We start from the raw sequence: 13,492 nt of genomic DNA, 5'->3' as shown, positions 1-13,492 counted from the left end.
TGCCTACCTGTGGTGTCTGATGTTTTGGGAATGCTTCGCCCGTGACAGCTGAAGTGCAGGGTCCACGATGGGCCCAAATTGGCTGAGAAGAACCGGCAAGGCGGCGTGCTGCGTCATGAGTGCGCCGAGCAGATCCTGCGGCGCGTGGGATGCGGCGGCTGTGATCTTGCCAATGACCGCGCTGTCCAGTCGGATCGCGTATCCGGCCTGCAGACCGCGCAAAGCGGCATCCGCGAACTGGGCGGTTTCAGACGGGAACAGATCCTGCCTGACCCCGCCCAACGCCAGAAACGACGCCCGATGCAGGACCCCGCACAGAACATTGGGCAGCAGGGGCAAGCTTGACACCGCACCGGCGTGCAAGACCTCGACAGAACTGCGCCGCGACGTATCCGCTTCCTGCAGGATGCCGCGCGAGGTGACCCGCAGGAACGGCGAGTGCAGCGCGACACCGACCAGCGCTGGTATGGCCATAAGGCAGGTGGTATCGTCCTGCAGCCGGTTTAGCAGCCCATTTGCCCAGTGTTCCGGCAGTGCCAGCGACGTCTCTGCCAGCGCAAGGTATTCCGCCTGGGACTGCCCTGCGATGGTATTGAGCCAGCCCGGGGTGGCAAGAACGACATGGGCACCTTGGTTGCGCGGGAAGGACGTCTGATCGTGGAAATCCTCTGGGTCGAGGACGAGATTGAACGGGACGTGATCCAGCGGGACGCGCTTGCCGCAAATGGGGGCCAGATCTTTCCATTGGCGGCCGTCCCGGCGATGCCGCAGGATATGGGCGACCGTGCCGGGGCCGCCGGGGGATCGCTGCGCAGAATTTGAGCTGCGAACCGCAGCGTCATACCATTGGCAAAGCGCAGCCTGCCCCTGGCCCGCCACAAATTTCGCCAGCGTGTCGACAAAGATGCTGCGCGCCTCAAGCGATTGCGGTGTGTCCGAAACAGCTTGCGCCGCGTTGAAAAGCGCCGCCTCATGGTCGCCGCGCGCGGTGCAGAGCCTTGCGTAAAGTTGGGTCAGACTGTCCGCCGGTTCGGACAGACTGAGCCGCTTGAGAATATCGGCAGCAAGACTGACCTCGGCCGTGTCGATGCTTGCATGAAAGGCAATCTTGAGAACTTCGGAAGACAATTCCTGATGTCCGGTTCTTGCAAGTTCCAAAGCTGGCTCTGCATGGCCAAGCGCCGCCGCCGCGATGCACAGATTTTGCCGTGCCGCGCCGAAATTGGGTGACAGGCGCAGTGCCGCTTCAAAACAGTGCAGCGCGTCTTGCGGACGATTTTCCGCGAAGGCCTTGCATCCAGCGGCATTTGCGTCTTCGGAATTGCGAAAGGTCGGGGGAAAAAGCCGTGGTGCCGTGAAACGATCGGTCCCGCCGACCGTTGCATCATGGATCACATTGTGGTCGAAGGCGCTTGAAAGCGCCGGGTTATGACCGACGATGCGGAAGGCGAGTGCCGCCCCAACCGATTTGAGCGCGGGCCCCATTGGGCCCTCTGCGGAAAGCAGGAACCGCGTTCTGTCAATAAGCCCGCCATCCGTGTCGCCCTGTGCGTGACCGAAGGATTCAAGGAAGACTTTGTTGTCCATGCGATCAAACAAGTCCTGCATGATCATCAAATACTCGCGATGCGATCGTAGAGAGTTGATCTCATCCAGGCGCGAAGCATTGTTGGCATGCTGCCTGAAGCAGACATATTCCTCCGGCATGACAAATATATCGTGCTGACTGGTCAGCCGCAGCCACATTTCATAGTCCGGCAGTTGACGGAGCATATTGTTATATGGGCCGACCTTCTGAAAAATGTCCCGCCGTATCAGCACCGATGGGTGGCACAAACAATTGCCATGTTCCACCAGTCGCCGTATCCAGGCTGCACGTGACCTATTTTCCTGCCGAAAGACGTCGCTGAAACCCGGGCATTTGTAATCCGGAAGTCGCTTGCCAGTTTCATCGATCCATTTTGCCGATGTGAAGACGGCTGCCAGTTCTGGTGCGCTGCGCAGAAGATCCACTTGAGCGCGAAGCTTGCCGCGTTCCCAGAGGTCGTCTGAGTTGCATATGGCCAAAAATTGACCGCTGGCCTGAGAAATTCCAATATTTAGCGCCGCGGCGCCGCCGTTGTTCTTTGGCAGTCGAACCAATTTTATCCGGGGGTCTGTCAACCGGGCTACAATTTCGGCGGAATTGTCGCTGGACGCATCATCAACAACAATGACTTCGGTGTCCTGAAAATCCTGATCCAGCACAGACTGAATTGCGGCTGCGATGAAAGAGCCGTGATTGTAAGACGGGACGATGATCGATACTTCAGCCATTTGCGGCGACTTCGTTCATTCGTCTTAATTGATCAGCCAAGGCTGCCTTCTTGAGCCCGCCGAGAGCTTTGCCCAGTTCTTGCAGGGTTTGGACGCGCAATTTCTGGTCGTGACGCGAGTGGGGCGGGCAAATCACCAGAAGGTCCGCTGAAAAGAGCACGGGGTGATCTGCGGCGGTTGAAAGGGCGATGTACCAAGCCAAATCCACGCCGTGCGGTACGTTGGGCAGGATGGATTGAAGAAGCGCTCGATTCATGGTCAAGCCCGACAATGAGGCTGGAAGGTGAAGGTACAAGACATCCAGAAAGTCAATTCTTCCGCTGCGGCCGCTTTGATAAGGCCTTGGCCACGGCAATGCCACGCCGGTGGCGCTATTGACTGTGATTGCGGGATGTATGACGAGAGTGTGGCCTTCAGATTTGAAAGGTCCGAAGCCAGAATCCTCTGGCGTCTGTTGATTGACGATCTGGTCGTCTTCGATGAGCAGGCGAATAAAGGGCTCGCTTGAGGAAGACACTCGCCGGGCGATTTCCTGCGGGTTGGACGTGTCATCGCGCGAAACGGGCAGGATAAGAACATCATTTGAAGACTGCGGCATGTCATGCCCCTCTCCGGCAAACTCTTGCCGGTACGCCCACAACTGTCACCCCATCCTCAACATCCGTCGTTACGACCGCCCCGGCCCCAACAATCGCACCTTGTCCAATTCGCAGCGGCTGGGCGAAGGATCCATTCAGGACGGTGGCTCCGACGCCGATCCAGCATTCGGCTCCGATATGAACATGACCGGACACGACTGCCCTTGGTCCGATGAATGCAAAGGGTTCTGCCTTGACGTCATGGCACAGGATTGCGCCGAAATGCACAATTACCCCGTCGCCAACCGTACAGCCGGTCGATATACAGGCCCCAGAGAATATCTGGGCCCCGTCTCCGATCGAGGTATCTTCGCAAATTGTGGCATTTCCGGAGATGTAACTTCCGCAGGCAAGGCCTTGCAATCTTAGCTTTTCATATATCAGCCGGCGCGTTGATGGGCTTCCAATCCCGACAATCCATTCATGGTCGGAAAACCTGTCGAGTGCGTCTGCAAATGTCAGGACGTCCGCCATTCCAACTTTACGATCAGGGTCTATATCATCGACAAAGCATGAAACCGAGGAGCCATCTGCCGTAATTTGAAACGCAAGTTCTCTGGCGTGACCGCCGGCGCCATAAATCACGATGTGCCGCCCGCCCCGAGGATTGTTTGAAGCATGTGCGCGCAAAGCGGTGCCTTTTGTGTTCCGCTTTTTGGTCTATCTTTGCCCACCCGAACACTCAATAACGCTTAGGAGTGCGCTGCGTATCGAAGGAAGTCCGTCCGGATATTTGCGGGATAGGGTTGCTGCGCAGTCTGGGCTGTTGCGGGAAACTGGAAATAAAAGCGGCATTTTCATTTGCCATTCGAGGAGTCAGGGCTAGCGCTGATCGAGACGTGTTATGTCCGGGCGCGCGGAAGGTGGCGGTCTGACCCGGAGCGATGACGGCGTCCGGTACGGCGGTGCGCCATGTCCGGCGGCACGGATGCGATCAGTCGGTGTTGCGGGGGGGCGTCCTTTGATCTTGCGGGCGCGGAATATCTTCGTGAACACGCCGAATTGTCACGTGACTTCAACACGCGGGGCGCATAGCAAACCCGCCATGTGCTGCGCGGGTTCAGGGTTCGCCTTCGGCTTGTGCGTGTCTTGCGGTCCCATGCCAGAGGCAAAAGCGATGCTGACGTCCCCTCAATGCGCTGCATGGCAGCATCTGTCTGACCGATTGTCGATCCGGGTGGGGTGTTCGCAATGACGTTCTCTGTCGTGCCGATTTCGGCGACCAAGCGGCGGTCGGGGGTGTTGATCTGGGATCTGGTTGCAGCGCTTCTGGTGCTGGCGACAGTGATCTTTCTGGCGGATGTGGGCGAGGGGCTGGTGCAGCCGCTGGTCGTTGGCGCGCCGAACCCGATCACGCTCGACCCTTGGGCCTTGCCGGAATATGCCGCGCGCACCAGTCTGCGGATGCTGATCGCGATGGGATGCTCGCTGGTTTTCACGCTGACCTATGCCACCGCCGCCGCCAAAAGCCGGCGGGCAGAGATGATCCTTGTCCCGATCCTCGACATTCTGCAGTCGGTGCCGATTCTGGGGTTCATCTCGGTCACGGTGGTGTTCTTCATGTCGCTGACGCCGGGGCATTTCATCGGGGCGGAACTGGCGTCGGTGTTTGCCATCTTCACCAGTCAGGCCTGGAACATGGCGTTCAGCTTCTATCAGTCGCTGCGCACCGTGCCGGTGGAACTGACCGAGGTCACCTATTCGTTCCGGCTTGGCCCGTGGATGCGGTTCTGGAAGCTGGAGGTGCCCTTTGCCATGCCGGCCCTGGTGTGGAACATGATGATGTCGATGTCGGGCGGCTGGTTCTTCGTGGTGGCGTCGGAGTCGCTGAGCGTTGGCAACACCGCGATCACCTTGCCGGGGGTTGGGTCGTACATCGCGCTGGCGATTGCGAAAAGGGACCTGTCGGCCATCGGCTGGGCCGTTCTGACCATGCTGGTGGTGATCCTGATCTATGACCAGCTGCTGTTTCGCCCCTTGATCGCCTGGACGGACCGGTTCCGGTTTGAGCAGGAAAGTGACATTGCGCCGCCGACATCCTGGGTGATGACGACGCTGCACCGGTCGCGGCTGGTGGCGGCGGTGGCGCGGCCACTGGGCCGGGTTTGGGACTGGACCTATCAGATCGCGCCGAAACCGGTGCGGGCCATGCCGCCGGGGGCGGAAGGCTTTGCAAGGCCGGGATGGCCTGACCGGGTCTGGCGGGCCTGCCTGGTGGCAGTGGTCGCGCTGGCCCTGTGGCGGGTCAGCAGCTTTGTCCTGTCAGGCCTGCCGCTGCGCGAGGTGGTGACGCCGGTCCTGCTGGGGCTGATCACCATGGTCCGGGTCTTTGTGCTGATTGCGGCGGCCAGCGTCGTCTGGGTGCCCGTCGGGATCTGGCTGGGCCTGCGCCCGAGGGCTGCGCGGATCGCCCAGCCCATCGCGCAGTTCATGGCGGCGTTTCCGGCCAATATCCTGTTCCCGGTCGTGGTCTCTGCCATCGTGGCGCTGCACCTGAACGCCGATATCTGGCTGAGCCCGCTGATGATCCTGGGCACGCAGTGGTACATCCTGTTCAACGTGATCGCCGGGGCCTCGACCATTCCCAGCGAGTTGCGCGATGTCGGCACCAGCATGCAGGTCCGAGGCTGGCTGTGGTGGCGCAAGATTGCCTTGCCGGCGGTGTTTCCGTTCTACATGACCGGCGCGCTGACCGCGTCGGGCGGGTCGTGGAACGCCTCCATCGTGGCCGAGGTGGCGAGCTGGGGCAGCACGACGCTGCAGGCCCACGGCCTTGGCAGCTATATCGCCGAGGCCAGTGCGGCCGGAGATTTCCGCCGCATCGTGCTGGGCATCGCCGTGATGAGCGGCTTTGTCGTCATGTTGAACCGAACCATCTGGCGTCCGCTGTACGGCTACGCCGAACGCAAATACCGCCTGACCTGAGGAAGGCCGCCATGGATGCCATACCGCAACTTCTGAACGTCGATGCCGTGCGCAAAGCCTTTCCCAAGCCCGATGGCGGGGAATTGCTGGTGCTGGATGATGTCGATCTGACCCTGAAAGCCGGTGAGATCGTTGGCCTTCTGGGCCGATCCGGCTCTGGCAAATCGACGCTGCTGCGGCTGATTGCAGGGCTGTCCAAGCCGGGGGCCGGGTCCGTGACCTATATGGGCGCCGCTGTGGAAGGCCCGCCCAAGGGCATCGCCATGGTGTTTCAAAGCTTTGCGCTGTTTCCTTGGCTGACCGTTCTGGAAAACGTCGAGATCGGGCTGGAAGCCTTGGGCGTGGAGCGCACCGAACGCCGTCGCCGTGCGCTGGAGGCCATCGACCTGATTGGTCTGGACGGTTTTGAATCCGCCTATCCGCGCGAATTGTCGGGCGGCATGCGCCAGCGCGTCGGCTTTGCGCGGGCGCTGGTGGTGCATCCGAATATCTTGCTGATGGATGAACCCTTCTCGGCGCTGGATGTGTTGACGGCGGAAACCCTGCGCACCGATTTCCTGGACCTTTGGGGCGAGGGGCAGTTGCCGATCAAGGGCGTGATCATCGTCACCCACAACATCGAGGAGGCGGTGCTGATGTGCGACCGCGTGCTGATCTTTGGCAGCAATCCCGGCCGCATCCTGCGCGAGATCAAGATAGATCTGCCGCAACCCCGCGCCCGACTGGACCCGAATTTCCGCGAACTGGTGGAAAGCATCTATGTCGAGATGACCGCCAAACGTTCCACCGACAAGACCGGTGACCGGCAGGAACGTTTCCCGGGCATGGGCATCGGGTCGTCTTTGCCCAATGTCTCCACCAACATTCTGGCTGGCCTTCTGGAGACCGTCGACGCGGCACCCTACAATGGCGAGGCGGACTTGCCGGTCATCGCATCGTCTCTGCAACTGGAGATCGACGATCTGTTCCCGGCGGCGGAGACCCTGCAGATGCTGCGTTTTGGCGAGTTGGTCGGCGGTGATTTCCGGCTGACAACCGAAGGCCGCCGCTTTGCGCAGGCCGATACCGATGACCGCAAGCGCATGTTTGCCCAGCATTTGCTGACCTATGTGGCACTGGCTGCGCACATCAAGCGCGTGCTGGACGAACGGCCGGGCCGCAGCGGCCCCTGGGCCCGGTTTTCGGCCGAACTGGAGGATTACATGTCCCCCGAAGACGCCGAGCGCACCCTGCGCGCTGTGGTCAGTTGGGGGCGCTATGCCGAAATCTTCTCGTACAGCAACGATACTCACACGTTCAGTCTGGAAAACCCCTGATCCCTACGGCTTGTGCGCTTGGCCCTGCATCGACCCAGCAACCAGACGGGTGATGTCTGCCAGTCGGCAGGCATAGCCCCATTCGTTGTCATACCACGCGTAGACCTTCACCTGTGTGCCGTTCACCACCATCGTCGACAGCGCGTCGATGATCGAAGAGCGGGGGTCGTTGGTGTAGTCCGACGACACCAGGGGCCGGGTTTCATAGCCCAGAATGCCGGACAACGGGCCCTCGGCGGCGGCTTTGAACAGGGCGTTGACCTCTTGCACCGTCGTGGGCCGCGCCACCTCGAACACGCAATCGGTCAGCGAGCCGTTCAGCAGCGGCACCCGGACCGCGTGACCGTTGAGGCGGCCTGTCAACTCGGGGTAAATCAAGGTGATGGCCGTGGCCGATCCGGTTGTTGTCGGGATCAGGTTCAACAGGGCTGACCGCGCGCGCCGCATGTCCTTGGCCGGGCGGTCGACGATTGTCTGGGTGTTGGTCACATCGTGGATCGTGGTGATCGACCCGTGCCGAATGCCGATGCCTTCGTGGATGACCTTGACCACCGGCGCGAGGCAGTTCGTCGTGCAACTGGCCGCCGTCACCAAATGATGGGTGGCCGGGTCATAGCTGTCGTGGTTGATCCCATAGACAAGGTTCAAGGCTCCACCGTCCTTGACGGGGGCCGAGACCACCACCTTTTTCACCCCCGCGGCGTAATAGGGCGCAATTCTGGCTGCGGTCTTGAAGACACCGGTGCAATCAATCACCAGATCAATGCCCATGTCGACCAAAGGCAAATCCTCGATCCGCCGGGCGGCGGTGACGCGCAGACGCTGGCCCTGCAGGGTCAAGCTGGCGTCGTCAAAGCCGATGTCGGCCTTCCAGCGACCATGCACGCTGTCGAACTCCATCAACAAGGCGTGCTGTTCGGGCGTGCCTTCGGCGTCGTTCAAAAGCACGATCTCTCCGCCCGCGCCGCTGTCGATCAGGTCGCGCAGTACAAGTTTTCCAATGCGGCCAAGGCCGTTCAGGGCGATACGGGTCATGGTGTCCTTTCAGGCCTGACGCAGGCCGATGCTGTCCACGCTGCGCTGCAAGGCAAGGCGGTTGAGGTCTTCGATGGGCAAAGCAGCAAAGGCGGTGATCCGGCGGTACAATTCGGCAAAGGCCTGCGCAAAGGCCAGACCCCTTTCGGCATCGGTTCCGGTGGCTTTCACCGGGTCAACCAGACCCCAATGCCCCGTGACAGGCTGACCGGGCCAAGGCGCGCAGTCTTCGGCTGCGGCAGCGTCGCAGACGGTGAAGACGAAATCCATGTGCGGGGCATCAGGCGTGGCAAACTCGGACACATGCTTGGCGCGCAGTCCGGTTGTGTCCAGCCCGTTGCGACCCAGCACGTCAACCGCGAAAGGGTTCAGTTGACTGCCCGGCCGCGTGCCCGCCGAAAACGCGCGGAATTTTGCGGCCCCGAAGTGGTTCAGGATCGCCTCGGCAAAGATCGACCGCGCGGAATTGCCAGAGCAGATGAACAGCACGTTGTAAGGGGGGGTTGTCATATCGGCCTCGTGTCGTCCATCGGTGTTCTGGCAGGTGAGGTCCGCCCGGCCGCGGCAGCAATCGTTGACCAGATAGTCGACCAAGCCTGCTGTCCGGGTCAGGTCAACCGCGTAGAACAAGGAGCGCCCCTGACGCGCGCTTTGGATCAGGCCGCACCGTTCCAGCGCGTCCAGATGGTGCGACAGCGTGTTCGGCTTCAGGCCCAATGCCCCGGCAATCTCGGTCGGTCTGCCGCCTTGTGGCGCGAGCCGCATCAGCATCCGGAACACCGCGAGGCGGCCGGGATGTCCAAGGGCGGTGAAGGTTTGGGCGGCGATGTCATATTCCATATTTCATGAATACTGGAATGAATGGCCAAAGCCAAATGAAGCTTTTGTAACAGCCCAGCCGATCTTGCCGGAAAGGTCAGGCGGACCCGGACGCGTCGGCGGTGCTTTCGGCCAAGTGTCACAAATCGTTGGCATAACTGAAACGCGGTCGTCACGTGCTGCGGCTATCCAGCCGTCAGGGAAACACGATCCCGCCCACCCCTGCCATGCCGGCCCACCCATGGGCCGCAGATGTCAGGCGGGCTTGAAATGACAGGAGATCACTATGACCACTCTCAAAGGGCTTCTCTCGGGCGCCAGCCTGTTCGCCGTCATGGCCGGCTCGATGGCCTATGCCGATGGCATGGCCGATCTGGAAACCGCTGCCAAGAAAGAAGGCGCGCTGACCGTCATCGCCCTGCCGCATGACTGGTGCAACTACGCCGCCGTGATCGACGGCTTCAAGAAAAAATACCCCGAGATCACCGTCAACGAACTGAACCCCAATGCCGGTTCGGGTGACGAGATCGAGGCGATCAAGGCCAACAAGGACAACACCGGCCCGCAATCGCCCGACGTCATCGACGTGGGTCTGTCCTTTGGCCCCTCGGCCAAGAAAGACGGTCTGATCCAGCCCTACAAGGTTGCAACCTGGGGCGATATTCCTGACTCGGTCAAGGATGCCGATGGCTTCTGGTACGGCGATTATTACGGTGTTCTGGCGATGGGCGTGAACAAGGACGTCGCCAAAACCGCGCCGACCAGCTTTGCCGATCTGAAGGATGCCAAGTTCGCCAACGCCGTGGCGCTGCCCGGCGATCCGCGCACCGGCAACTCGTCGATGATGACGGTCTATGCGGCGGGCCTTGCGACCAATGGCAAGCTGTCGGGCGCTGACGCGCTGAACGCCGGCATCGCTTACTTCAAGGACCTGAAAGCCTCTGGCAATCTGGTTCCGGTCAACGGCTCGGCACAAAATCTGGCGCAGGGCACCACCCCGGTTTACTTCGACTGGGACTACAACCTGCTGGCGATGCGCGACAAGCTGGCGGGCAACCCGCCGGTTGATGTCGTGATCCCGTCGGACTCGGTCATCGCCGGCGTCTATGTGCAGGCGATCTCGGCCTATGCGCCCCATGTCAACGCGGCCAAGCTGTGGATGGAATACCTGTATTCCGACGCGGGTCAGACCGCATGGCTGTCGGGCTACTGCCACCCGATCCGCTTCAACGCCATGTCGGCGGCGGGCAAACTGCCGGCCGATCTGATGGCGAAACTGCCGCCGGCGGACGCCTATGCCAAGGCTGTCTTCCCGACGCTGGACGAACAGGGTGCGGCCAAGACGGCCACGGCCGCCAACTGGGCGAAAGAAATGGGCGCCAACTGATCGAAAACCCTGACATCCGGTGTCAGGGACCAGTCCCCGAGGGTAGCGGTGCTTTTCCGCTTTCCTCGGGTTTTCCCGTTCCGGTTCACAGCGAAAGACGTCTGACGTGACCCAAAGCCAACCCAAGCCAGCCCGCACCCTTCGGTGGACATGGCTGGGTGCCGTGCCCTATTTCGCCTTCACCATCCTGTTCCTGATCGCCCCGGTCTTCTACCTTGTCGTCGGAGCCTTCCAGAATGCCGAGGGCGGGTTCACGCTGGACAACATGATCGGTCTGACAAGCCCGACCATCGCCGCGTCTTACTGGCTCTCGATCCGCCTCAGCCTTGCCTCGGCGGCGATCGGCACCATCGCAGGGCTTTTGCTCGCGCATGCCCTGATTCTGGGCGGTCTGCCGCACTGGCTGCGCCGCGTGCTGACCACCTTTTCCGGCGTCGCCTCCAACTTCGCGGGCGTGCCGCTGGCCTTTGCCTTCATTGCCACCCTTGGCCGGCTTGGCCTTGTCACCGTGACGCTGCGGGATGTCTTCGGCGTCAACATCTACAATGCCGGCTTCTCGCTGTTCTCATTCTGGGGGCTGGCGATCACTTATCTGTATTTTCAGGTTCCCCTGATGCTTTTGGTGATCACCCCCGCGCTGGAGGGCCTGAAATCGGAATGGCGCGAGGCGGCCGAAAGTCTGGGGGCCAGCGATGGCCAATATTGGAGGATGGTCGGAGCCCCTGTGCTGGCCCCGTCCGTCCTTGGCTGCTTCCTGCTGCTGTTCGCCAATGCGTTTGGCACGCTTGCGACCGTTATTGCGCTGACCGGGTCGAATTTCTCGGTCGTGCCAATCCTTCTGTTCCAGCAGATCCGCGGCAACGTGCTGTACAACCCCAACCTTGGCTATGCGCTGGCGCTTGGGATGATCCTGATCATGTCAGTGTCGAACCTGCTGTACCTGGCCCTGCGCGGGCGTGCTGAAAGGTGGCAGAAATGAACCGCCGCTACCGCCTTGGCCCGGTGCTTGTCACGCTGGCAGCCCTGCTGTATTTCTTCGTCCCGCTTTACGCCGCCTTCCAGTTTTCGCTGCAGATGAAGCGCGGCACGCTGTCGTTTGCGGCATATGGCGCGGTGTTCAAAGACGGTGTTTTTGTCAATGCCCTGACCTTCTCCATCCTCGCCTCTGCCGCCGCGATCGGGTTCGGGGCGCTGCTGGTCGTGCCCACCGCCTATTGGGTGCGCCTGCGCTTGCCCAAGCTGCGCCCGGTGGTGGAGTTCATCTCTCTGCTGCCGCTGATCATTCCCTCGGTCGTGCTGGTGTTTGGCCAGATCCGCATGTTCGGCTCCAGTTCTTTCCTGCCGCTGACGACGTCTGACTGGGGTACCAATGCCCTGCTGGTGATTGGCTATGTCGTGCTGTCGCTGCCCTACATGTTCCGCGCCGTCGACAATGGCATGGCCGCCATCGACATCGCCACCTTGACCGAGGCGGCTGAAAGTCTTGGTGCCTCCCGTCTGCGGATTGTCCTGACCATCATCTTCCCCAACATTCGCGCCGCCGTGGTGTCGGGTGCCTTCCTGACCTTCTCGATCTGCCTGGGGGAATTCGCCATCGCCAGCCTGCTGAACCGCAGCGCCTTTGGCCCCTACATGGTGCAACTGGGCCAGGACCGCGCCTATGAACCCGCCGCCCTTGCGATCATGAGCTTTGCGCTGACCTGGGTCCTGATGGCCCTGATGCAGGCCTTTGCCCAGATGAAACCCGGCCAAGGCCTGTTCCGCCTGCCTTTCCAGAAAAAGAGCCCGCGCCCATGAGCCTGTTGTCCCTTCGCAGCTTGCAGAAAAGCTTTGGCACCAACACGGTCGTCAAGGATTTTGACCTGTCGATGCAGAATGCCGAGTTCATTTCGCTTCTTGGCCCCTCGGGCTGTGGCAAGACCACAGTCCTGCGCATGGTCGCAGGGTTTGAGGTGCCCAGCGTCGGTGCCATCGAGATTGACGGCCAGAACGTCACCACCCTGCGCCCGAACCAGCGCAAGATCGGCATGATGTTCCAATCCTACGCGCTGTTTCCCAACCTGACCGTGGCGGGCAACGTGGCCTTCGGGCTGAAGGTCGCCGGCGTGGCGCGGGACGAAACCAGCCGCCGTGTGGACGAGATGCTGTCGATGGTCGGCTTGACCGGCTTTGGCGGGCGCTATCCTTATCAGCTGTCGGGCGGCCAACAGCAGCGCGTGGCTTTGGCCCGCGCCATTGCCCCCCGGCCCCGCGTGCTGTTGCTGGATGAACCGTTGTCTGCCTTGGATGCCAAGATCCGCGTTGCCCTGCGCGGTGAAATCCGGGCGATCCAGCGCGAGTTGGGCATCACCACCCTGTTCGTCACCCACGATCAGGAAGAGGCGATGGCAATGTCAGACCGGGTGGTCGTGATGAACGGTGGCCGGGCCGAGCAGATCGGCACGCCCGACCAGATCTACAACCGCCCCGCCAGCCGCTTTGTTGCCGAATTCATCGGGGCCCTGAACCTGCTGCCCGCCACCCTGCGCGATCCCGCCACGGGCCGGGTCGACACCGCCATCGGCCCGATCACTCTGGGCCGCGTCGTCCCGCAAGACACGGGCAGCGCGGTAACACTCGCCTTCCGTCCCGAGGCTTTGCGGCTGCTGGCCCCCGGCGAAGCCGCGTTGCAGCAGACCTTTGCCGGTCGCTTGATCACACGCGAATTTCTGGGTGCCATCGTGCGCTTTCGCGCCGAAATGGCCAAGGATGTCACGCTGGGCATCGATTGCTTCAACCGCAGTGGCGGATCGTTGCCTGATGTCGGCCAAGAAGTCCGTCTGGGCATCCCCGCGAACGAGATCCTTCTGCTGCAATAACACCGGGGCGCGGCGGATTGCCCGCCCGATCCGCCGCAAGGGTATCATTGCGGCCGGTGGATGATTGCGGCCCGCCAAGGCTTGCCGGGACATGTCCCGCACATCCTTGGCGGACAACGGCTTGGGCCTTCAGCTTGTCAGCGAAAGGCGGCGCCGTCTGGCCGTTTGCCGAGGCGTCACGAAAGCGGACGCCCGGCC

General features: G+C 61.5%; 11 protein-coding genes. 6 read left to right on the top strand and 5 right to left on the bottom strand.

What is annotated here, in order from left to right:
• Positions 1–3: 3 nt before the first annotated feature.
• From AC1Y2B_RS02165 to AC1Y2B_RS02155, 3 genes are read right to left on the bottom strand one after another with little or no spacing between them, the layout of a single operon-like run.
• On the bottom strand, positions 4–2,316 hold the full coding sequence (locus tag AC1Y2B_RS02165; protein WP_482251408.1) for a glycosyltransferase: 2,313 nt from the start codon (positions 2,314–2,316) through the stop codon (positions 4–6).
• On the bottom strand, positions 2,309–2,914 hold the full coding sequence (locus tag AC1Y2B_RS02160) for a hypothetical protein (protein ID WP_482251407.1): 606 nt from the start codon (positions 2,912–2,914) through the stop codon (positions 2,309–2,311). Before AC1Y2B_RS02160 ends, AC1Y2B_RS02165 begins: the two co-directional genes overlap by 8 nt.
• 1 nt (position 2,915) lies before the next feature.
• A complete protein-coding gene (locus tag AC1Y2B_RS02155) occupies positions 2,916–3,539 on the bottom strand; it encodes an acetyltransferase (protein WP_482251406.1) in 624 nt (207 codons plus the stop codon).
• Between the two features lie 606 nt (positions 3,540–4,145).
• Here AC1Y2B_RS02155 and AC1Y2B_RS02150 point away from each other — a divergent pair.
• Both AC1Y2B_RS02150 and AC1Y2B_RS02145 read left to right on the top strand, forming a co-directional pair.
• A complete protein-coding gene (locus AC1Y2B_RS02150; RefSeq protein WP_482251405.1) occupies positions 4,146–5,879 on the top strand; it encodes an ABC transporter permease in 1,734 nt (577 codons plus the stop codon).
• Between the two features lie 11 nt (positions 5,880–5,890).
• The gene (locus AC1Y2B_RS02145; protein ID WP_482251404.1) at positions 5,891–7,195 is read left to right on the top strand and encodes an ABC transporter ATP-binding protein; all 1,305 of its coding nucleotides are present in this window, start codon (positions 5,891–5,893) and stop codon (positions 7,193–7,195) included.
• 3 nt (positions 7,196–7,198) lie between these two features.
• Here the strand turns inward: AC1Y2B_RS02145 and AC1Y2B_RS02140 are convergent, their stop codons facing one another.
• Together AC1Y2B_RS02140 and AC1Y2B_RS02135 are read right to left on the bottom strand one after the other, a co-directional pair.
• Positions 7,199–8,230: an ArsJ-associated glyceraldehyde-3-phosphate dehydrogenase gene (locus tag AC1Y2B_RS02140; protein ID WP_482251403.1), complete on the bottom strand. Its 1,032-nt coding sequence runs from the start codon at positions 8,228–8,230 to the stop codon at positions 7,199–7,201.
• Positions 8,231–8,239: 9 nt separating this feature from the next.
• A complete protein-coding gene (locus AC1Y2B_RS02135) occupies positions 8,240–9,070 on the bottom strand; it encodes a metalloregulator ArsR/SmtB family transcription factor (protein ID WP_482251402.1) in 831 nt (276 codons plus the stop codon).
• Positions 9,071–9,335: 265 nt separating this feature from the next.
• Between AC1Y2B_RS02135 and AC1Y2B_RS02130 the strand changes: the two genes are divergently transcribed.
• The 4 genes from AC1Y2B_RS02130 (at position 9,336) to AC1Y2B_RS02115 (ending at position 13,294) form a co-directional block, all read left to right on the top strand.
• A complete protein-coding gene (locus AC1Y2B_RS02130; protein WP_482251401.1) occupies positions 9,336–10,436 on the top strand; it encodes an ABC transporter substrate-binding protein in 1,101 nt (366 codons plus the stop codon).
• Positions 10,437–10,542: 106 nt separating this feature from the next.
• A complete protein-coding gene (locus tag AC1Y2B_RS02125; RefSeq protein WP_482251400.1) occupies positions 10,543–11,415 on the top strand; it encodes an ABC transporter permease in 873 nt (290 codons plus the stop codon).
• A complete protein-coding gene (locus AC1Y2B_RS02120; RefSeq protein WP_482251399.1) occupies positions 11,412–12,233 on the top strand; it encodes an ABC transporter permease in 822 nt (273 codons plus the stop codon). The genes AC1Y2B_RS02125 and AC1Y2B_RS02120 overlap by 4 nt, the downstream gene beginning before the upstream one ends.
• On the top strand, positions 12,230–13,294 hold the full coding sequence (locus AC1Y2B_RS02115) for an ABC transporter ATP-binding protein (RefSeq protein WP_482251398.1): 1,065 nt from the start codon (positions 12,230–12,232) through the stop codon (positions 13,292–13,294). Before AC1Y2B_RS02120 ends, AC1Y2B_RS02115 begins: the two co-directional genes overlap by 4 nt.
• Positions 13,295–13,492: the final 198 nt, after the last annotated feature.

The organism is Stagnihabitans sp., assembly GCF_964946895.1.
The sequence above is the reverse complement of the archived record's forward strand: the minus strand, read 5'-3'. Positions and strand labels throughout refer to the sequence as shown.

Excerpts from the sequence above, each read along its gene's own strand:
- AC1Y2B_RS02165 (WP_482251408.1), bottom strand. The coding sequence starts at position 2,316 with ATGGCTGAAGTATCGATCATCGTCCCGTCTTACAATCACGGCTCTTTC.
- AC1Y2B_RS02160 (WP_482251407.1), bottom strand. The coding sequence starts at position 2,914 with ATGCCGCAGTCTTCAAATGATGTTCTTATCCTGCCCGTTTCGCGCGAT.
- AC1Y2B_RS02150 (WP_482251405.1), top strand. The coding sequence starts at position 4,146 with ATGACGTTCTCTGTCGTGCCGATTTCGGCGACCAAGCGGCGGTCGGGG.
- AC1Y2B_RS02145 (WP_482251404.1), top strand. The coding sequence starts at position 5,891 with ATGGATGCCATACCGCAACTTCTGAACGTCGATGCCGTGCGCAAAGCC.
- AC1Y2B_RS02140 (WP_482251403.1), bottom strand. The coding sequence starts at position 8,230 with ATGACCCGTATCGCCCTGAACGGCCTTGGCCGCATTGGAAAACTTGTA.
- AC1Y2B_RS02135 (WP_482251402.1), bottom strand. The coding sequence starts at position 9,070 with ATGGAATATGACATCGCCGCCCAAACCTTCACCGCCCTTGGACATCCC.
- AC1Y2B_RS02130 (WP_482251401.1), top strand. The coding sequence starts at position 9,336 with ATGACCACTCTCAAAGGGCTTCTCTCGGGCGCCAGCCTGTTCGCCGTC.
- AC1Y2B_RS02120 (WP_482251399.1), top strand. The coding sequence starts at position 11,412 with ATGAACCGCCGCTACCGCCTTGGCCCGGTGCTTGTCACGCTGGCAGCC.
- AC1Y2B_RS02115 (WP_482251398.1), top strand. The coding sequence starts at position 12,230 with ATGAGCCTGTTGTCCCTTCGCAGCTTGCAGAAAAGCTTTGGCACCAAC.